The 17,809-nt window shown below is 61.6% G+C and carries 18 protein-coding genes; 10 read left to right on the top strand and 8 right to left on the bottom strand.

Annotation, left to right across the window (positions count from 1 at the left end; translation table 11 throughout):
* The first annotated feature begins 269 nt into the window (after positions 1–269).
* The gene (locus J3P89_RS09650; RefSeq protein ID WP_434697382.1) at positions 270–1,418 is read left to right on the top strand and encodes an aldose epimerase family protein; all 1,149 of its coding nucleotides are present in this window, start codon (positions 270–272) and stop codon (positions 1,416–1,418) included.
* A 111-nt stretch (positions 1,419–1,529) separates the two neighbouring features.
* Entirely contained in the window at positions 1,530–2,351 is an 822-nt protein-coding gene (locus tag J3P89_RS09645) for an aldo/keto reductase (protein ID WP_434630054.1), read from the top strand.
* 150 nt (positions 2,352–2,501) lie between these two features.
* Here the strand turns inward: J3P89_RS09645 and J3P89_RS09640 are convergent, their stop codons facing one another.
* Positions 2,502–4,865: a DNA polymerase II gene (locus J3P89_RS09640; protein WP_434697381.1), complete on the bottom strand. Its 2,364-nt coding sequence runs from the start codon at positions 4,863–4,865 to the stop codon at positions 2,502–2,504.
* Positions 4,866–5,204: 339 nt separating this feature from the next.
* On the opposite strand from J3P89_RS09640, the gene J3P89_RS09635 reads away from it, so the two are divergent.
* The 5 genes from J3P89_RS09635 to J3P89_RS09615 all read left to right on the top strand — a co-directional run bounded on the left by J3P89_RS09635 (position 5,205) and on the right by J3P89_RS09615 (position 9,158).
* Positions 5,205–5,645 (top strand): CBS domain-containing protein, encoded by a 441-nt coding sequence (locus tag J3P89_RS09635; protein WP_305500192.1) that lies wholly within the window; start codon positions 5,205–5,207, stop codon positions 5,643–5,645.
* Between the two features lie 70 nt (positions 5,646–5,715).
* Positions 5,716–6,312 (top strand): paraquat-inducible protein A, encoded by a 597-nt coding sequence (locus J3P89_RS09630; RefSeq protein WP_434573292.1) that lies wholly within the window; start codon positions 5,716–5,718, stop codon positions 6,310–6,312.
* Positions 6,309–6,968 carry a paraquat-inducible protein A gene (locus J3P89_RS09625; RefSeq protein WP_305500190.1) on the top strand — a complete coding sequence of 220 codons (660 nt, stop codon included), beginning with the start codon at positions 6,309–6,311 and terminating at the stop codon, positions 6,966–6,968. Before J3P89_RS09630 ends, J3P89_RS09625 begins: the two co-directional genes overlap by 4 nt.
* A complete protein-coding gene (locus J3P89_RS09620; RefSeq protein WP_305500189.1) occupies positions 6,949–8,604 on the top strand; it encodes an intermembrane transport protein PqiB in 1,656 nt (551 codons plus the stop codon). Before J3P89_RS09625 ends, J3P89_RS09620 begins: the two co-directional genes overlap by 20 nt.
* Before the next feature lie 17 nt (positions 8,605–8,621).
* A complete protein-coding gene (locus J3P89_RS09615) occupies positions 8,622–9,158 on the top strand; it encodes a PqiC family protein (RefSeq protein ID WP_434630046.1) in 537 nt (178 codons plus the stop codon).
* A gap of 1 nt (position 9,159) precedes the next feature.
* Here the strand turns inward: J3P89_RS09615 and J3P89_RS09610 are convergent, their stop codons facing one another.
* The gene (locus J3P89_RS09610; RefSeq protein ID WP_434697380.1) at positions 9,160–9,789 is read right to left on the bottom strand and encodes a glutathione S-transferase family protein; all 630 of its coding nucleotides are present in this window, start codon (positions 9,787–9,789) and stop codon (positions 9,160–9,162) included.
* Between the two features lie 196 nt (positions 9,790–9,985).
* Between J3P89_RS09610 and J3P89_RS09605 the strand changes: the two genes are divergently transcribed.
* Complete coding sequence (locus J3P89_RS09605) at positions 9,986–10,420, top strand: phage infection protein (protein ID WP_434630042.1); 435 nt, start codon at positions 9,986–9,988, stop codon at positions 10,418–10,420.
* Between the two features lie 85 nt (positions 10,421–10,505).
* Here the strand turns inward: J3P89_RS09605 and J3P89_RS09600 are convergent, their stop codons facing one another.
* The 3 genes from J3P89_RS09600 to J3P89_RS09590 all read right to left on the bottom strand — a co-directional run bounded on the left by J3P89_RS09600 (position 10,506) and on the right by J3P89_RS09590 (position 13,643).
* Entirely contained in the window at positions 10,506–11,600 is a 1,095-nt protein-coding gene (locus J3P89_RS09600; RefSeq protein WP_434697379.1) for a DUF1615 domain-containing protein, read from the bottom strand.
* 212 nt (positions 11,601–11,812) lie between these two features.
* Entirely contained in the window at positions 11,813–12,787 is a 975-nt protein-coding gene (gene hemB / locus J3P89_RS09595; protein ID WP_434697378.1) for a porphobilinogen synthase, read from the bottom strand.
* A 157-nt stretch (positions 12,788–12,944) separates the two neighbouring features.
* Complete coding sequence (locus tag J3P89_RS09590) at positions 12,945–13,643, bottom strand: glutathione binding-like protein (protein WP_434630036.1); 699 nt, start codon at positions 13,641–13,643, stop codon at positions 12,945–12,947.
* A gap of 340 nt (positions 13,644–13,983) precedes the next feature.
* On the opposite strand from J3P89_RS09590, the gene J3P89_RS09585 reads away from it, so the two are divergent.
* Positions 13,984–14,655, top strand: a complete 672-nt coding sequence (locus J3P89_RS09585) for a histidine phosphatase family protein (RefSeq protein ID WP_434656907.1) — start codon at positions 13,984–13,986, stop codon at positions 14,653–14,655.
* A gap of 124 nt (positions 14,656–14,779) precedes the next feature.
* Here J3P89_RS09585 and mnmH read toward each other — a convergent pair whose 3' ends face one another.
* Positions 14,780–15,883 carry a tRNA 2-selenouridine(34) synthase MnmH gene (mnmH, locus tag J3P89_RS09580; RefSeq protein WP_434697377.1) on the bottom strand — a complete coding sequence of 368 codons (1,104 nt, stop codon included), beginning with the start codon at positions 15,881–15,883 and terminating at the stop codon, positions 14,780–14,782.
* Positions 15,883–16,917 (bottom strand): selenide, water dikinase SelD, encoded by a 1,035-nt coding sequence (gene selD / locus J3P89_RS09575; protein WP_305500173.1) that lies wholly within the window; start codon positions 16,915–16,917, stop codon positions 15,883–15,885. Before selD ends, mnmH begins: the two co-directional genes overlap by 1 nt.
* A 155-nt stretch (positions 16,918–17,072) precedes the next feature.
* Between selD and J3P89_RS09570 the strand changes: the two genes are divergently transcribed.
* A complete protein-coding gene (locus J3P89_RS09570) occupies positions 17,073–17,351 on the top strand; it encodes a hypothetical protein (protein ID WP_305500172.1) in 279 nt (92 codons plus the stop codon).
* Positions 17,352–17,356: 5 nt separating this feature from the next.
* Here J3P89_RS09570 and J3P89_RS09565 read toward each other — a convergent pair whose 3' ends face one another.
* A complete protein-coding gene (locus tag J3P89_RS09565; RefSeq protein WP_434697376.1) occupies positions 17,357–17,809 on the bottom strand; it encodes a DMT family transporter in 453 nt (150 codons plus the stop codon).

Genomic DNA, 17,809 nt, shown 5'->3' with positions numbered 1-17,809 from the left:
TGGGGAATCGCCGTTTCCTGGCCATGGATAGAGCGGCAAAAACCGTAAAAGTGCGGTAGCGGCCGTGAAAGTGCACGTTTGGCCAAGGCTCGTCTCGCTCAATTAGTCTTACTTTTTAATTGATAAATCTCGATTTATAGCTATAAATCCCTTCTCCACCCTCAAATAGAAAGACTACTGAACAGAAAAACCTTCATCGCTGTCCGACAGATAACGGACTCGACCACGTTAAAAACAACAACAAAACAACAGGAAAGGAAGGTCACACCATGCTTGAATCCAGACATCTGCTCACGGCCCTCGGAGTCTCTCTGATGATTGCCACCTCTGCCCAGGCCGCCGGCCTGACCAATGAACGCGTTGCCTTCGGCAAGACCAACGACGGCACGCCGGTTGAAAAATACGTACTGCGCAACAGCCACGGCGTCGAGGCGACCGTCATCACTTACGGCGGGATCCTCCAGTCACTGATCGTGCCGGACAAAAACGGCATGACTGCCGACATCGTGCTCGGCTTCGACGATGTGCAGGGCTACCAGAAGAACGGCAACGTGTATTTCGGCGCGACCATCGGTCGCTTCGGCAACCGTCTGGCCGGCGGTGCGTTCGAGCTGGATGGCAAACGCTACCAGGTGCCGCAGAACGACAAGGACAATTCCCTGCACGGCGGGCCGCAAGGCTTCGACAAGCGTGTCTGGAAGGCCGAGCCGAGCAATGGCAAAGACTCGGTAGGCGTAACCCTGACGTATGTGTCGGCGGACGATGAAATGGGCTTTCCCGGCAACCTGAAGACCGACGTCACCTACAGCCTCAACGACCAGAACGAATTGCGCATCGACTACAAGGCCACCACCGACAAACCGACCGTGCTGAACCTGACCAACCACAGCTATTTCAACCTGGCCGGCGCCGGTAATGGCGACATCCTCAAGCAAGTCGCGACGCTGCATGCGTCCCGCTACACACCGGTGACCGCCAAGCTGATCCCCACCGGCGAGCTGGCGCCAGTAGCCGGCACCCCGATGGATTTCACCAAGCCCACGCCCATTGGCACGCATATCAAGGCTGATCATCCGCAGCTGAAATTTGCCGAACCGAAACAAGGCGGCTTCGATTTCAACTGGGTCCTCGACGCCAAGGGCGACGTGAGCAAACTCGCCGCCGACGTCCTGGATCCGCAGTCGGGCCGGCGCCTGCAGCTCTACACCAGCGAGCCGGGCGTGCAGTTCTACACCAGCAACTTCCTCGACGGCACGATCAAGGGCAAGCAAGGCAAGGTCTACCCGCACTGGAGCGCGTTTACCCTGGAAACCCAGCATTATCCCGATTCGCCAAACCAGCCGTCCTTCCCTACCACGCGACTTGATCCGGGCCAGACCTACACCCAGACCATGGTGCTGAAGTTCTCGGCCGAGTAATCCTGCCACCCACCGATCGTTCCCGCCTTATGCGCGGGAACGATCAAGGTTGGAACGCCTGGTCTATCCTGCTGCCACACGCTGTATCGACCAGCACGACAGGAGATGTGCATGAGAACTGTGGAATTGGCCGGCGTATCCGTACCGGTAATCGGCCAGGGCACCTGGCGGATGGGTGAGGAACCGTCCCATCACAAGAAAGAAGTAGCTGCCCTGCGCCTGGGCATCGAACTGGGCATGAGCCTGATCGACACGGCCGAAATGTATGCCGAGGGCGGCGCCGAGCAGGTCGTTGGCGAAGCGATCACCGGGCTACGCGACCAGGTGTTCCTGGTGAGCAAGGTCTACCCGCACAATGCCAGCCGCAAAGGCATTCCGTTGGCCTGCGAGCGCAGCTTGCGGCGCCTCGACACCGATTATATCGACCTCTATTTGCTGCACTGGCGCGGCCAGTACCCACTGGAGGAAACCGTCGAAGCGTTTGAGCGCCTGCGCGAAGAAGGCAAGATCGGCCGCTGGGGCGTGTCGAACTTTGACGTCGACGATCTGGAGGAGCTGGCCTCGCCGGTCTGCGCTACCAATCAAGTGTTGTACAACCTGCAAGAACGCGGCATCGAATTCGACCTGCTGCCCTGGAGCCAGCATCAGCGCATGCCGGTCATGGCCTATTGTCCGGTCGGCCAGGGCGGGCATTTGCTCAAGGACCACACCCTGCAACAAATCGCCGAACGCCACCGCGCGACGCCGGCACAGATCGCCCTCGCCTGGCTGCTGCGCCGGGACAATGTCATTGCCATCCCCAAGGCCGTGCAAGCTGAACACGTGCGCCTGAACGCCGAAGCGGCGAATCTGCAGCTTGAGCCTCAGGATCTGGCGGCATTGGACCTGGTGTTCCCGCAGCCACAGGGCAAGCAGCGGTTGGCGATGGTTTAGTTTCCATCAAGGGATGCGCATTACCTGTGGCGAGGGGATTTATCCCCGCTGGGCTGCGTAGCGGCCCCAAAAACTTGCGAGCGCTGCGCACTCGAGCGGGGCGGTGCGACGTTTCGCTAAATCCCCTCGCCACAATGGTTAGGTGTGAATCTAGAACAACCCCATCTGTCCACCGATCAACGTTGAAAAATCATCATCCACAAACGGCAGGATCGCATCCGCCACCGGCTGCAGCTGCTTCGTCACGTAGTGGTCATAGTCAATCGGCGCGCTACGGATTTCCAGCGGCTCGGGGCCGGCGACGGTGATGACGTAGCTGATCCAGCCCCCATTCTGGTATTGCCGTGGCCGGCCCTGGCGCTCGTTGAACTCGTCGGCCAGCCGCGCGGCCCGCACATGTGGCGGCACGTTGCGCTCGTAGTCGTCCAGCGGACGACGCAAGCGCTTGCGGTAGACCAGGCGTTCGTCGAACGCGCCGGCCAGGGTCTGCTGGACATAATCGCGAACGTAATCCTGATAGGGCTGGCGATGGAAGATCCGTCCATACAGTTCCTGCTGGAACTGCCGGGCCAGGGGCGACCAGTCGGTGCGCACGGTCTCCAGGCCCTTGTAGATGATTTCATCGCTGCCGTCGGCACGGGTCACCAAACCGGCGTAGCGCTTCTTGCTGCCCTCCTCCGCGCCGCGGATGGTCGGCATCAGGAAACGCTTGAAGTGGGTTTCGAATTGCAGCTCCAGCGCGCTTTCCAGTTCGAACTCTTCTCGTACGTGATCACGCCACCATTGGTTGACGTGAGCGACCAGCTCCCGGCCGATCGTCGCGGCTTCTTCCAGGCCGTGGGGGCGGCGTAACCAGACGAAGGTCGAATCGGTATCGCCATAGATCACCACATGGCCCCGCGCTTCGATCAGTTGCCGGGTACGCTGCATGATCTGGTGGCCGCGCAAGGTGATGGACGACGCCAGGCGCGAATCGAAGAAACGACAGCCACTGGAGCCAAGCACGCCGTAGAACGCGTTCATGATGATTTTCAGTGCCTGGGACAGCGGCGCGTTGTGTTCGCGCTTGGCGGTTTCCCGGCCGTCGGCAACCCGCGCCACGATGGCCGGCAGGCAGTGCCGGGTGCGCGAGAACCGCGCCCCGCGAAAACCTGGCACCGACTCGGTGTCGTCCGGGTGGCGCAGGCCTTCGATCAAGCCCACCGGGTCGATGAGAAAGGTGCGGATGATCGACGGATACAGGCTCTTGTAGTCCAGCACCAACACCGATTCGTAGAGCCCCGGCTGGGAATCCATCACAAACCCGCCAGGGCTGGCCTCCGGCGGGCGCTGGCCGAGGTTCGGCGCGACGAAACCCTGGCGATGCATCAGCGGCATGTACAGATGCGTGAACGCCGCCACCGAGCCGCCGCTGCGATCCGCCGGCAGGCCGGTGACGCTGGCCCGTTCCAGCAGGAACTTGAGCAGCTCGGTCTTGGCGAAGATGCGCGTGACCAACTCGCAATCCTTGAGGTTGTAGCGAGCCAGGGCCGGTTTATCCTCGGCGAACATGCGGTTGATTTCGTCCATGCGCTGGTACGGGTTGTCGATGGACTTGCCCTCGCCCAACAGGGTCTGGGCGACGTTTTCCAGGCTGAACGAAGGAAAACTCCAGGTCGCCGAGCGCAAGGACTCGATCCCATCGATGATCAACCGGCCAGCCGCCGAGGCAAAAAAATGGTTGTTGCGCGCGCCGTGCTCGCGCCATTGCATTTCTTCCCCGCCACGGCCAAGACGCAGCGGCACGGCCAGGCGGCGGGCGTGTTCATGCAGCACGCGCAGATCGAACTGCACCAGGTTCCAGCCGATGATTGCGTCGGGATCGAAGCGGGCGAACCACTCGTTGAGTTTCTTCAACAGCGCCGCGCGGGACTCGCAGTATTCCAGCTGGAAATCCACCTCGCGATCATCGCCATTGGGCGGCCCGAGCATATAGACCTGGCGCTCGCCGCAGCCCTCCAGGGCAATCGAATACAAATCTCCCTGGGCGGTGGTTTCGATGTCCAGGGACACCAGCCGCAGCGGTGGCCGATAGTCGGGCGCGGGTTTCATCTGGGCATCCAGGAACAAGCCCTCGGTTGAGGGCGTGCCGCCGAACCAGACCGGTGCGGTGATAAAGCGCTCCATCAGGTAGCGTTCCGGCGGCCGGACGTCGGCCTCGAATACATCCACGCCCGCCCGCCGCAATGTCGTGTCCAGCCGCATCAGTTGCGCATGTTGCCGGCAATACAGGCCGAGCACCGGGCGGTGCTCGAAATCCAGCAGGTCCAGGGGCCGCAAATCGACATCCTTCTCGCCCTGCAACAGCGCCTCGACCTGGCCACGCTGGATCTGCGGTACGAACGCCACCGACGTCTGCACCGGCAGGCGCAGGCGCCGGGGACCGGCATCCGTCGCCAGCCAGAACTCGACTTCAGTGCCCGCCGGGGTATCGCGCCAATGCCGGGTCAGGACGAAGCCCTGCTGTAGATCCACCGCTGAAACCTCGAATTTTGCGTGTTACGCATTCTACCTGTGACCAGAGGACTTCACCTGCTTGGATCTGCTGTCGTGGCGAGGGAGCTTGCTCCCGCTGGGTCGCGCAGCGGCCCCCTGTATCTGCCTGACACCCCGGGTTGTCATGGCTTTTTTAGGGCCGCTACGCAGCCCAGCGGGAGCAAGCTCCCCCGCCACGACAGCGCGCCACAATAAAATCAGTGGATTTTCACCATCCATGACGGTTTTGGACGGCTGACTGCCGCTTTACCGCTTGCTCTGCGCCGTTGGGTCTACGATTCTTGAACCACCCGCAAAAACAACACCCGAGGCTTCCCCATGAAAACCGTCGCGCAGTTGCTCCGGATAAAAGACGAGAAAAACCAGCAAGTGCACACCATTTCCCCGGATGACATGGTCTTGCAGGCCTTGATGCGCATGGCCGAGAAAAATGTCGGTGCCTTGCTGGTGGTCAAGAACGATGAAGTGCTGGGCATCATCAGCGAGCGTGACTATGCGCGCAAAATGGTCCTGCACGGACGCTCTTCGGTGGGCACGAAAGTCAGCGACATCATGGTTTCGCCCGTGATCACGATCGATCCACACCAGAACGTCGAGACCTGCCTGAGCATCATGACCGAGAAACACCTGCGGCATTTGCCCGTGGTGGAAAACGGCAAGCTGGTCGGCCTGTTGTCCATCGGTGACCTGGTCAAGGAAGCCATTGCCGAGCAGGCGGACCTGATCAGACAACTGGAGCAATACATTCGCGGCGAATGATTGGCTCGGGCGGGTTGCTCATTCTCGACTCACTTCTATATTGAAGGAGTTGCCTCCGCCGAGCATCCTCATGGCCGTTACCGACCGACTGATCATTTGTGAACATTGCGATGCAGTGTACGAGCCGGTTGCGCTCGCCCCGCATCAAAAAGCCTCGTGCGTGCAATGCCATGCAGTGATCCAGCGCTACAACGGCCTGACCATCGAACAGCGCCTGGCCCTGACCATCACGGCAGCGGTGCTGTGGGCCTTCGCCAATGTCTATCCGGTGATGAGCATCCGCCTCCAGGGCCTGAGCAACAGCGCGACCCTGTGGGATTCGGTCGTGGCCCTGAGCCAGGGACCCATCACCTTCATCGCCCTGGTGGCCGCGGTCGCGATCATCATCGCTCCGGCGTTCCAGTTGGCGCTGCTGCTCTGGGTGCTGGGCTACGCCCATTCCAACCGGCGCGCCCCGGCGTTCAACCTGTGCATGCGCAGCCTGGAAACCCTGCGCCCGTGGAGCATGCTGGAGGTGTGCTTGCTGGGAGCCCTGGTGGCTGTCATCAAGCTTGCCGGGTTGCTGGATGTGCTTCCCGGTATCGGTCTGTTCGCCCTGGCGGCCTTGAGTCTGTTGATGATCCGCATTGCCGGTCGCGATGTGCGCGACCTGTGGAACACCCTGTGAACGCCGCAACGCCGGGCAATCCGCCCCGCGCCAGCGATCTGAACCTGTGCCTGTGCCACAGCTGCGGCCTGGCTTGCGACATGACCGACGAACCCGACACCTGCCCACGCTGCGATGCCGCCCTGCACCGGCGCAAACCCGATACCCTGACCCGCACCTGGGCCTACATGCTGGCGGCACTGGTGTTCTACATCCCGGCCAACCTGCTCCCTGTCATGAACACGCAGATGCTCGGCGACGGTGCGGACAGCACCATCATCAGCGGTGTTCTCGAGTTCTGGCAGAGTGGTGCCTGGGACATCGCGCTGATCATCTTCATCGCCAGCATCGCGGTGCCGGGCATCAAGTTCGTCGTGTTGACGTTGCTGCTGGTGACCGTGCAACGGCGCAGTACCTGGGCCCAGGTGCAGCGCGCCAAGCTGTATCGGCTGGTCGAAGTCATCGGCTACTGGTCGATGCTTGACGTGCTGGTCGTGGCCCTTGTGGCGGCACTGGTCAAGTTCCAGGCCCTGAGCGACATCGAACCGCGACCGGGGATCCTGTTCTTCGGCCTCGTGGTGCTCTTTACCATGCTGTCGGCCATGAGTTTCGACCCGCGGCTGATCTGGGACACCCAACCATCCGAGGAGGTCATGGATGAAGTCACAAGCCACTGACGGACAACCCGCACCGGGCCGTGCCCATGTCTCCACCCGCCGCTGGACCGTGTCGCTGGTGTGGATCGTGCCGATCATCGCGGTGCTGGTGGGCGTGTCCCTGGTGGTCAACAACTGGCTGCAGGAAGGCCCGACCATCACCATCACCTTCAAGACAGGCGAAGGCCTTACCGCCAACAAGACCCCGGTCAAATACCGCAATGTGGTCATTGGCCAGGTCACCGACGTGCAACTGAGCGACGATCAGAAGAACGTGACCGCCACGGTCAAGCTCGCCAAGACCGCCGACACCTTCACTCATGAAGACTCGGTGTTCTGGGTGGTCCGGCCGCGGATTGGCGCGGGCGGGATCTCCGGGATCGACACCTTGCTATCGGGGGACTTCATCGGCGCCGACGCCGGTCATTCGAAAGTGCGCGCCAAGTCGTTCACCGGCCTGGAGGCTCCGCCACCGATCACCTACGGCGAACCGGGCAAACGCTTCACCCTGCATTCCCAAGACCTCGGTTCGCTGGACATCGGCTCGCCGGTGTACTTGCGCAAGATTCCGGTGGGCCAGGTGGTGTCCTACGCATTGGACGCCGATGGCAAAGGCGTCAATATCGAGGTGTTCATCAACGCGCCAAATGACGCCTACGTCACCGAGAACACCCGGTTCTGGAACGTCAGTGGCGTCGACGTGAACGTCGGCGCCAACGGTTTTGCGGTCAAGACCGAGTCGCTGTCCGCCCTGCTCGTCGGCGGCATTGCATTCCGGGCCCCGGAATACAGCCCCAACGACACGCCCGCGGCCGAGGACAAGGATTTCGAACTGTTCGCCGACCAGCAAAGCGCCCTGGCCCCGCCCAGTGGCAAGGCGCAGTACCTGGCCTTGCGCTTCGACCAGGCCTTGCGCGGATTGCGCGTCGGCGCCCCGGTGGAATTCCTCGGGATCGAGATCGGCCGGGTGGTCTCCATGAACCTGGACTTCGACGAAAAGCAGCGCACGTTCCCGGTCAACGTAGGAATCGTGATCTACCCGCAACTGCTCGGCAAGGCCCACGAGAAACTGCTCAAGTCATTGAACTACGACCCGGAAGACGAAGCCGCCGCCGCGCGCCTGGTCGGCAGCTTCGTCGAACGCGGCCTGCGCGCCCAGGCCCGCAGCGGCAACCTGCTGACCGGGCAGTTGTACATTTCGCTGGATTTCTACCCCAAGGCCGAGAAAGTCGCGTTCGACCTCGCCGCGCGCCCCCTGCGGATCCCTACTATCCCGGGCAGCCTCCAGCAGTTGCAGGAACAATTGCAGACGGTGGTCGAGCGCATCAACAAGCTGCCGCTGGAAAGCATCGCCAGCAACCTGGACGGTAACCTCGTGGAGCTGCGCAAGGGCCTGTCGCAATTCAACAGCAAGACCCTCCCGGGCGTGCAAAGCACCTTGCAGGACGTGAGCAAGACCTTGCAGTCGGCGAACTCGACCCTGGCGGAAGATTCGCCGCAGCGCGAACAATTGACCCAGACGCTGGATGACCTGGGCCGAATGTCGCGTTCGCTGCGCGAGCTGTCCGATTACCTGAGCCGACACCCCGAGTCGCTGCTTCGTGGCCGTCCGAAAGATGCTCCGGCGCAGAACCTTACCTTTCCGGTGAAAGAATGATCACAGGAGCACGCCCGATGCCGCTGATGCTGAAATGTTCGTTGATCGCCCTGGCGCTGCTGCTCGGTGCCTGTCGCAGCGATCCCATCCACTACCACACCCTGAGCCCGGTCCAGCCGGCTGGTCAGGCGCGTGCAGGGGTGGATATCCAGATCGAACAACTCAGCGTCCCGCCGCAAGTGGATCGCACCCAGATGGTGATTCGTCAGGGCGACAGCGGTCTGGCGATCCTGGAAACCGAATGGTGGGGCTCAAGCCTGGCGGATGAACTACGCAGCAGCCTGGACGAGCAATTGAGCAACCCCGGGGCCCCCAGGCGGCTGTTGCGGGTGGAGGTGCAACGCTTCGACTCGATCCCCGGCCGCTATGCGCGCATGGACGTGCAATGGCGCTTGCGTAGCCATGGCAACGAAGCTCAGGCCGTTACCTGCCGCAGCAGCCTGCAGACACCGGCTGGCGGCAGTATCGACGACCTGGTGAAAGGCCATCAGCAGAACGTTCGACAGCTTGCAGAACTCGTCCGCCAGGCCGCCTCGCGCAGTGCGTGTCCCTGATTCATTTGGGCCAGTGCAATGAAAGCACCGGCGCGACTCGCGGATGGTGGTCGATGCGTTCCAGCAGGGCGTAGAACTCGGGACGGGCACTGAGCATCGCTTCCCGGGTTTCGACCCACTTGGTAATCACCGCCGCCAGGATATCCAATGCACCGGGCTCGGCACCGCCGAGGAAAGGGCTCGCAGGAAACTGGTCGGCAAACAACGCCCAGTTGCGATACAGACGTTGCTTGGTGCCCGCCACCAATCGCTCCCGAGCAGCGTCGTCGGCGTCGGGCAGCCAGCGCTGCGGAAAATCGATGATGCCGATCGGTGTATAGCAATTGGCGGCGATATACACCAGGCCGCGTATGACCTGCGCACGCTGGGCCGGATCATCCGGCAGCAGTTTCGATTCCGGAAAAGACAGCCCCAAGTGAATCAGGATCGCCGCCGCCTCGGTGAGCACCGAGCCGTCCGGCAATTGCAGGGTCGGGACCTGCTTCTGTGGATTCAGGGCTTCGAGTTCCTTCGCCGCATCGTTGTCCTCGGTCGAATAGGTATCTACCCGGCGGTAAGGCACGCCGCAAAGATCCAAGGCGACCTCCACGGCAGAGGAACCGGATTGGCTGTGGCCGAATAACTGATACATGGACTGGCCTCCTTCAAAAAGGGATTCAGGTCGGTAGAGCGCACCGGTGCCCCAGTGTTCCATCAACCTGGCTGACACCAACCCGGCGAGCTATCACCGCCATCGATGTTCACCATCACGTCAATGAAGTTCTCACGATCGGTGCCCGGCGCAACAATGGCCCCACACAAACCAACGCACCCCGGAGCACACCATCATGAAACGCCAAATCATCCTCAGCCTCGCTTTCTCCGTTCTGGCAGCCAACGTATTCGCCGCCACTTCCCAGCCCGTCGTTGCCGAAGGCGGCTCTGACCGACTGATCGAAAACCGTGTTGCCGAAGGCGGTGCCGACCGTCTGCTGGAACGCCGCGTCGCCGAAGGTGGCTCCGACAAGCTGATCGAAAACCGTGTTGCCGAAGGCGGAGCCGATCGTCTGCTGGAACGCCGCGTTGCCGAAGGTGGCTCCGACAAGCTGATCGAAAACCGTGTTGCCGAAGGCGGTGCCGACCGTCTGCTGGAACGCCGCGTCGCCGAAGGTGGCTCCGACAAGCTGATCGAAAACCGTGTTGCCGAAGGCGGTGCTGACCGTCTGCTGGAACGCCGCGTTGTCGAAGGTGGCTCCGATAATTTGGCCAAGAACCGCGCATGAATTGTTACCACCGTGCTGCAAGATCCTTCAAGCCATCACAGTAGAAGCCCGGCCTCATCCGCCGGGCTTTTTCATGGCCGAAGATTCAGCGCCCCGAAGCCCGCGTCATGCACCGCTGATACCGCTCGTCCACGCGCTTGGCAAACCATGCAGTGGTCAGCTTGCGAGTGATTTTCGGACTCTTGAGCACGATGCCCGGCAACACCGCCCGAGGCAGCGGCTTGCCCTCGGCCTTCTCGGCCAATTCGAACACCCGCTTGTAGAGCTTGCTGTCCTCGAACGCCAGGCTGTCGCCCAGTTCCAGCTGATCGCGGATGGTCGGGTTGCGCATGCCCAATGACTTGCCCAACGTGCGCACCGCCAGCTCCGTGCTGCCGGGCATGATCGAATCAGGCAGGATCAAATCACCGTCCAGGGCCAGCGTAATGCCCGAAGCGCGACTCACCGCATGCTGGAAGGCCGCGTTGCGACTGGCATACCAGCCAGCATTAAAATCGGCGAAACGGTACAGCGGCTCGGTATAACTGACGGGATATCCCAACAAATGCGCGATGCCGAAATACATCCCTCCGCGACGACTGAACACTTCCCGACGAATCGAGCCATCCACCGTGTAGGGATAATCGCGCGCATTGGCTTGGGCAAAGGCGATGCTGACCTGCATCGGCCCGCCCGTATGCACCGGATTGAAGCCATCGAACAGGGTTTTGCCGAGCGGCACCATGCCGATGAAATCATCAAAAATTGCGCTGAGTTCCTTCTCGCTGCGCGCCGCGTTGAGGCGGTCGCTGTAGCTTTTGCCATCGGACGAGCGCACCTGGAGGGCGCCGCTCACCAGAAACCCGGGGATGCGTAGCTTCGCCGCCCGGCGATCGATTTCCTGCCGGGCGATCTTGCCCAGCCCCGGCACCGCGGGATCGGCCTGGAAGGTCGACTCCTGCTCGGTCACCGCCAGCACCGAACAGATGTTCTGGGTCGTTGGCGGGATCTGCTGCGCCGCAAAGGCCACGTAGATGTCCGTGGCCCAGCCCTCCCGATCGGCGGTCTTGGCCGGCAATAAGCGCACGATCTGCGCCTTGACTTCGGCAGGCTGGCGCTCAGGCTCCTGGGCCTGACGGCTGCCGCAGCCGGCCAGGGCCAGCAATGCGGCAAGAGTGATCATCAATCGAGTGAAATGCATGGTGCTCCATCAGTTCCCTTGTTCGGGAGCAACCATACGATCAAAAGCCTGTGGAGGCTACTGAAGGGAACAGATGCACAGCCAGCGCAGATCCTGTGGGAGCGGGCTTGCTCGCGAATAGGGAGATACATTCAACATGGATTTAAGCTGGCCCGCCGCTTTCGCGAGCAAGCCCGCTCCCACAAAAGCTGATCTCTATACACAATACTGGCTCAGATCCCGCCCAACGCCAGATCCATCGCGAAGTACGTGAAGATCAGGTCCGCCCCTGCCCGCTTGATCGCGCCGAGGCTTTCTCGCACGATTCTAGCTTCGTCGATGGCGCCGGCCTGTGCGGCGAACTTGATCATCGCGTACTCGCCGCTGACCTGGTAGGCCGACAATGGCAGGTTCGAGGCCTCGCGGATGTCGCGGATAATGTCGAGATAGGCCCCGGCCGGCTTGACCATCAGCCCATCGGCGCCCTCCTGCTCGTCGAGCAGCGACTCGCGCAGGGCTTCGCGGCGATTCATCGGGTTCATCTGGTAGCTCTTGCGGTCGCCTTTCAACGCGCTGCCGCCGGCCTCGCGGAACGGCCCGTAGAGCGCGGAGGCGAACTTGGTGGAATAGGCAATGATCGCCGTCTGGCTGAAGCCCGCGTCATCGAGCGCCTTGCGAATGGCCTGGACTTGCCCGTCCATGGCCGCCGACGGCGCGATGACATCGGCACCGGCGCGTGCCGCCGCTACCGCTTGTTTGCCCAGGTTGATCAGGGTTCGATCGTTATCGACTTCGTGACCGTGCAGCACGCCGCAGTGGCCATGATCGGTGTACTCACAAAAACAGGTATCGGACATCACGATCATTTCCGGCACGGCGTCCTTGCAGATTCCGGCCATGCGCGAAACCAGGCCACGCTCGCTCCACGTGTCGCTGCCGTCGCTGTCCAGATGATGGGACACACCAAAGGTCATCACCGCCTTGATACCGGCACGAGCATACCGCTCGATCTCCCCGGCCAGCTTCGATTCCGGGATACGCGCCACGCCGGGCATGCTCTTGATCGGCACGAAATCGTCGATTTCCTCTTCGACGAAAATCGGCAGTACCAGATCATTCAAGGTCAACTCGGTTTCCTGGAACAGGTTGCGCAGGCTTGCATTGCGACGCAGACGGCGTGGGCGGGCTGCGGGGAACTGACTGGACATGGGACTCCGGAGGCGAAATGGAACACGAGACAAAGCTTATGCCCTGACCAGGCAGGGCACAAACGCCGACGCAGGAACAGAGTGTTACCGGTCAGGCAATAATCCACTCACGACGTCAGCGCGCCGCCGATGCAAGTCACCCAAGCGAATCGTCCGGTCATTCCGGAATCTTCAAGCCACGAGCCACCGCCGGCCGCGCCAGGAACCGTTCCAGCACCCGCGTCACGTTCGGGAAGTTCTGGATACCCACCAGATCACCGGCCTCATAAAAACCGAGAAGGTTGCGCACCCATGGGAACGTGGCGATATCGGCGATGGTGTAGCGCTCGCCCATGATCCAGTCGCGTCCTTCCAGACGCCCGTCCAGCACCTTGAGCAGGCGCTTGCTTTCCTCGACGTATCGGTCGCGCGGCCGTTTGTCCTCGTAATCCTTGCCGGCGAATTTGTTGAAGAACCCCAGCTGACCGAACATCGGCCCGATGCCGCCCATCTGGAACATCAGCCACTGGATCGTCTCGTAGCGCGCCGCCGACTCCTGGGCAAGCAGCTGGCCGCTCTTGTCGGCCAGATAAATCAGGATCGCTCCCGATTCGAACAACGCCAACGGTCGATCTCCCGGCCCATGGGGGTCAAGAATCGCCGGGATCTTGTTGTTGGGATTGAGCGAGAGGAACTCGGGGGACAGTTGGTCATTGTTGCCAAAGTCCACCTTGTGCGGCTCGTAGGGCAGACCGATCTCCTCCAGCATGATCGACACCTTCACGCCGTTGGGGGTCGGCAGGGAATAGAGCTGGAGCCATTCAGGGAACTGGGCGGGCCATTTCTGGGTGATGGGGAAAGGGGTCAGGTCGGGCATGGCATGGGTTCCATGGATCAGTCGGAAAGCCCAAGCATAAATCAGCTGAGCAGGCTTTGGGGCCTTTGAACACAAGCCTTGGCTCTTGAGGGACAGCGCCTCTTTCTTAATTCCGCAACATCCTGTCGCTAACATTCGCTGCGTCCCTTGGCGGGACGCCGCTACAGTGCCCGGCATCAACCAGGATCGCCCCCAGGATCGAACCAAAGAAGCAGCGGGGACTCTGAGAGATGCCCCGAGCAATCGAAGCGGCCATAACGACAGGGAAAACACCCGGAGCCAGAGGCTTTGCGGTGCCGGGGTTTGTCAGCCTGAATCGAGAAGACAAAGACGTATATCGATGATCAACCCACTGAAGTTCGCCCAGTTGAAACGCCGTCCGTGGCTACTGCTACCGACGCTGCTCGTGACCTGTGGGCTGGTGCTGTCGCTGGAATCCAGCGTCAGCAGTGCCCAGCCCGTCGACGGCGTGCAGACGCTGGTGTTCCTGCGCCACGCGGAAAAACCGGTCGGCGGCCTCGGCCAACTCAATTGCCAGGGGCTGAACCGCGCCATCGACCTGGCCACCCTGCTGCCAGAAAAATTCGGCGAAGCCGACTACGTGTTCGCGGCCAATCCGACCCGTAACGTTGAAGAGGGTGAGCTGGACAACTCCTACAGCTACATTCGCCCCTTGATGACGATCAGCCCCAGCGCCATCAAGCTCGGTCTGCCGGTGAACATCGAGTATTCAGCCAACGACACCAGTGACCTGGCTGATGAACTGATGCAGGACAAATACCACAACTCCACGATCTACACGGCCTGGTCCCACGGCTACCTGCCTGAACTGATCAACAAGGTCGCGGGTGAAGCGGTGGGCAAGCGGCAGACCATCACCGACGACTGGGCATCGAGCGATTTCGACTCCCTGTATGTACTGACCCTGACCTGGCACAACGGCAAGGCCAGCCTCACCAGCCAAAGCTACAAGCAAGGCCTGGATAACGGGCAGAAGACCTGCCCGACGTAATCTGCCAAGGATTACCGTGGGAGCGAGCTTGCTCGCGAAAGCGGTGCATCAGTCAATGATGATGTGACTGAATGTTTTCGCGGGCAAACCCGCTCCCACAGGTTCGGTGCTCAAGACTTGAGTTTTATCCTTCCCGAGCGGCGCGTTCACGCAGATATTCCAATACCGCCGCCTGCTCCCCGACAAACTCTATGCGCCCGCCCTTCTTTTCCCGCTGGAATACATACATCGGGTCGTAGTACTCGCGCAGCAAGCCTTCGATCCAAGCGCGATGCAGGTCGACGGCGCCGCTGGCGGCCTGTTCGGCCAGGGCGGCGTCCATGATGTCCAGCAATCGCCGATGGCGATCGCCACCCAGGCGTTTGTGGATGTTGTCCAGGCTCGCCAGCAACCGTTCGCCAAACAGCGAAAACCCTTCGTCGCCATGGACCTCGACAAACTCGGCGCAGAGGTTGATCACGTAGTCGCGCAGGATCCGCTCGACCCGCCGCTCCAGGCGATCCTCCAGCCAGACCATCGGCACCTGTTGCATGCGCTGGTACAACGGCAACGGCAAGGCGCAGCTGCCGACCATGCGGCTTTCATCCTCCAGCACGAATTGCTCGATGCCGGCGGCACGCTTTTTCAGCACATCCACCGCCAGCTGGTTTTCGAAATCGATATTGGAAGGCTGCCCGGTCGCCCGCTTGCCGAAGCTCGAACCGCGATGATTGGCATAGCCTTCCAGGTCCAGGCCGTTATTGAGCTGCGTCAACACCTCGGTCTTGCCGGTGCCGGTCATGCCGCCCAGCAGGACCAGGTCGCACTGAGCGACCGCCTGGTCGATAGTGCCCAACAGGAACGTACGCATCGCCTTGTAGCCCCCGCCGACTCGGGGATATTCGATGCCCGCCTCGTCCTTGAGCCATTGCTGGACGATCTGTGAGCGCAAGCCACCGCGAAAGCAGTACAGCAGGCCATCAGGATGGGCCTGGGCAAATTCGGCCCAGGCCTGGATGCGTTGGGCCTTGGTCTCGCCGCTGACCAGTTGATGCCCCAGGACAATGGCGGCCTGTTGTCCCTGCTGCTTGTAGCAGGTCCCGACGCGTTGCCGCTCGATGTCGGTCATCAACGGCAGGTTGACCACGCCGGGAAACGCGCCCTTGAGAAATTCCACCGGCGCGCGAGTGTCCATCATCGGGCGATCATTGAGGAAAATATCGCGGTAATCGGTGATGTCGTTGGGCATCAAGACACCTCGACCGCGTGGCTCTGTCGCTCGACCAATTCACCAATCGGTTCCAGCGCCAGACCCAGTTCAACGGCGACCCGCAGGAACTCGCTCTCTCCTTCGGGTGTGACGGCAATCAGCAGGCCGCCACTGGTCTGCGGGTCGCACAGCACTCGCTTGTGCAGCTCCTGGACGCGACCGACCTTGCTGGCGTAGCTGTCATAGTTGCGCAATGTGCCGCCCGGTACGCAGCCTTGATCGAGGTAGTACTCGACGCCTGGCAGGCGCGGCACCGCGTCGTAGCGGATACGCGCGGTCAGTTGGCTGCCATCGGCCATTTCCACCAGGTGCCCGAGCAAGCCGAAACCGGTGACATCGGTCATCGCCGTCACGCCATCGAGCTTGCCGAAACGGCTGCCGGGCTTGTTCAGCGTGCACATCCAGTCTCGGGCCAGGCCCACGTCGGCGGCGCGCAGCTTGCCTTTCTTTTCCGCCGTCGTGAGGATGCCGATGCCCAGGGGTTTGGTCAGGTACAGCCGGCAGCCCGCGGTGGCGGTGTCGTTGCGTTTCATGTGGCGCTTTTGCACAAGGCCCGTCACCGCCAGACCGAAAATCGGCTCGGGCGCATCGATCGAGTGCCCCCCCGCCAGCGGGATGCCTGCCTCGTCGCACACCGAGCGGCCACCGCGAATCACCTCGCGCGCGATTTCCGGGGCCAGCACGTTGACTGGCCAGCCGAGGATCGCAATCGCCATCAGCGGATCACCGCCCATGGCATAGATATCACTGATGGCATTGGTCGCGGCGATGCGACCGAAGTCGAACGGATCGTCAACGATCGGCATGAAGAAATCGGTGGTCGAGACCACGCCGCGCTCCTCGTCGATGGCATAGACCGCCGCATCGTCCCGGGAAGCGTTCCCGACCCACAGGTTGGGATCAAGGTTTTGCGCACCGCTGCCGGCCAGGATCACTTCCAGCACCTGGGGCGAAATCTTGCAGCCGCAACCGGCACCGTGGCTGTACTGGGTCAGGCGAATCGGCTCGCTCATGGGCATACCTCTCGTAAGTCAAGGTGGCCGATTCTAGCAGCAACGCCAGCCGTTCACTGCCGGTCACGACCAGTCGGCACTCATCCGACGGAATTTTTCTGTTGCCAACAGACTCACTTGTTCAATAGCCGAGCCTTCATCCGGGGAGATTGCCGATGGACTTGAACCCACGCGTGGACACCCACCTTGATTACGGCCTCGACACGCTGTTCGGACGCGAAACCAAAAGCGTCGACTGCCAGTTCGATGTCAAGCGCCTCGACGACGGCGAGCCGCCATGGTTCGCCCTGCATGTACGCCCACCGCTGCCCGAAGACCTGGCAAAAGCCCAGATCGTGGTGTTCAGCGTCGAAGGCCGGCGCATCAGCGGCATTGTCCGACGTACCGAGCGCCTAGCTGATGACAGCCTGCAACTGGACGTCGAACCGGACTGAGCCGTTCAGGTCTGCCGCGTACTGCTGCGATACATGAACACCAGCGCCAGTGCCAGGCAGGCCATGGCCAACAAGCGGCTGGCGGACAGTTCGACAGGTGGATTGCCCAGCCAGCCAAAGTTGTCGATCAGCATGCCCATGGCAAGTTGCCCGACGATGACCGCGACAGTTGCCACGGCTGTGCCGACTCTCGGCACCGCGCCGACCATCACGATCATGTACACCACACCAAACAATGCGCCGCTGAGCTGCCATTTCGGCACGTCCAACAGGCTTACCGCATGGGTCGGCTCGAAAAACACGATCAACAACCCGGTCACCACCGTGCCTACCGCAAAGGTCAGCAGACTGCTGCGCAGTACGCCGACCGTCTCGCCCAGACGCCCGTTGATGGCAGCCTGGACGCTCAATACCGCGCCGGCGGCGACGACCACCAGCAATAACAGGATTACGCTCAT

It is taken from the genome of Pseudomonas sp. Z1-14 (assembly GCF_051132005.1).
Classification (GTDB): Bacteria; Pseudomonadota; Gammaproteobacteria; order Pseudomonadales; family Pseudomonadaceae; genus Aquipseudomonas.
The sequence above is the reverse complement of the archived record's forward strand: the minus strand, read 5'-3'. Positions and strand labels throughout refer to the sequence as shown.

Excerpts from the sequence above, each read along its gene's own strand:
- J3P89_RS09650 (WP_434697382.1), top strand. The coding sequence starts at position 270 with ATGCTTGAATCCAGACATCTGCTCACGGCCCTCGGAGTCTCTCTGATG.
- J3P89_RS09645 (WP_434630054.1), top strand. The coding sequence starts at position 1,530 with ATGAGAACTGTGGAATTGGCCGGCGTATCCGTACCGGTAATCGGCCAG.
- J3P89_RS09635 (WP_305500192.1), top strand. The coding sequence starts at position 5,205 with ATGAAAACCGTCGCGCAGTTGCTCCGGATAAAAGACGAGAAAAACCAG.
- J3P89_RS09630 (WP_434573292.1), top strand. The coding sequence starts at position 5,716 with ATGGCCGTTACCGACCGACTGATCATTTGTGAACATTGCGATGCAGTG.
- J3P89_RS09620 (WP_305500189.1), top strand. The coding sequence starts at position 6,949 with ATGAAGTCACAAGCCACTGACGGACAACCCGCACCGGGCCGTGCCCAT.
- J3P89_RS09615 (WP_434630046.1), top strand. The coding sequence starts at position 8,622 with ATGCCGCTGATGCTGAAATGTTCGTTGATCGCCCTGGCGCTGCTGCTC.
- J3P89_RS09610 (WP_434697380.1), bottom strand. The coding sequence starts at position 9,789 with ATGTATCAGTTATTCGGCCACAGCCAATCCGGTTCCTCTGCCGTGGAG.
- J3P89_RS09605 (WP_434630042.1), top strand. The coding sequence starts at position 9,986 with ATGAAACGCCAAATCATCCTCAGCCTCGCTTTCTCCGTTCTGGCAGCC.
- J3P89_RS09600 (WP_434697379.1), bottom strand. The coding sequence starts at position 11,600 with ATGCATTTCACTCGATTGATGATCACTCTTGCCGCATTGCTGGCCCTG.
- hemB (WP_434697378.1), bottom strand. The coding sequence starts at position 12,787 with ATGTCCAGTCAGTTCCCCGCAGCCCGCCCACGCCGTCTGCGTCGCAAT.
- J3P89_RS09590 (WP_434630036.1), bottom strand. The coding sequence starts at position 13,643 with ATGCCCGACCTGACCCCTTTCCCCATCACCCAGAAATGGCCCGCCCAG.
- J3P89_RS09585 (WP_434656907.1), top strand. The coding sequence starts at position 13,984 with ATGATCAACCCACTGAAGTTCGCCCAGTTGAAACGCCGTCCGTGGCTA.
- mnmH (WP_434697377.1), bottom strand. The coding sequence starts at position 15,883 with ATGCCCAACGACATCACCGATTACCGCGATATTTTCCTCAATGATCGC.
- selD (WP_305500173.1), bottom strand. The coding sequence starts at position 16,917 with ATGAGCGAGCCGATTCGCCTGACCCAGTACAGCCACGGTGCCGGTTGC.
- J3P89_RS09570 (WP_305500172.1), top strand. The coding sequence starts at position 17,073 with ATGGACTTGAACCCACGCGTGGACACCCACCTTGATTACGGCCTCGAC.
- J3P89_RS09565 (WP_434697376.1), bottom strand. The coding sequence starts at position 17,809 with ATGAGCGTAATCCTGTTATTGCTGGTGGTCGTCGCCGCCGGCGCGGTA.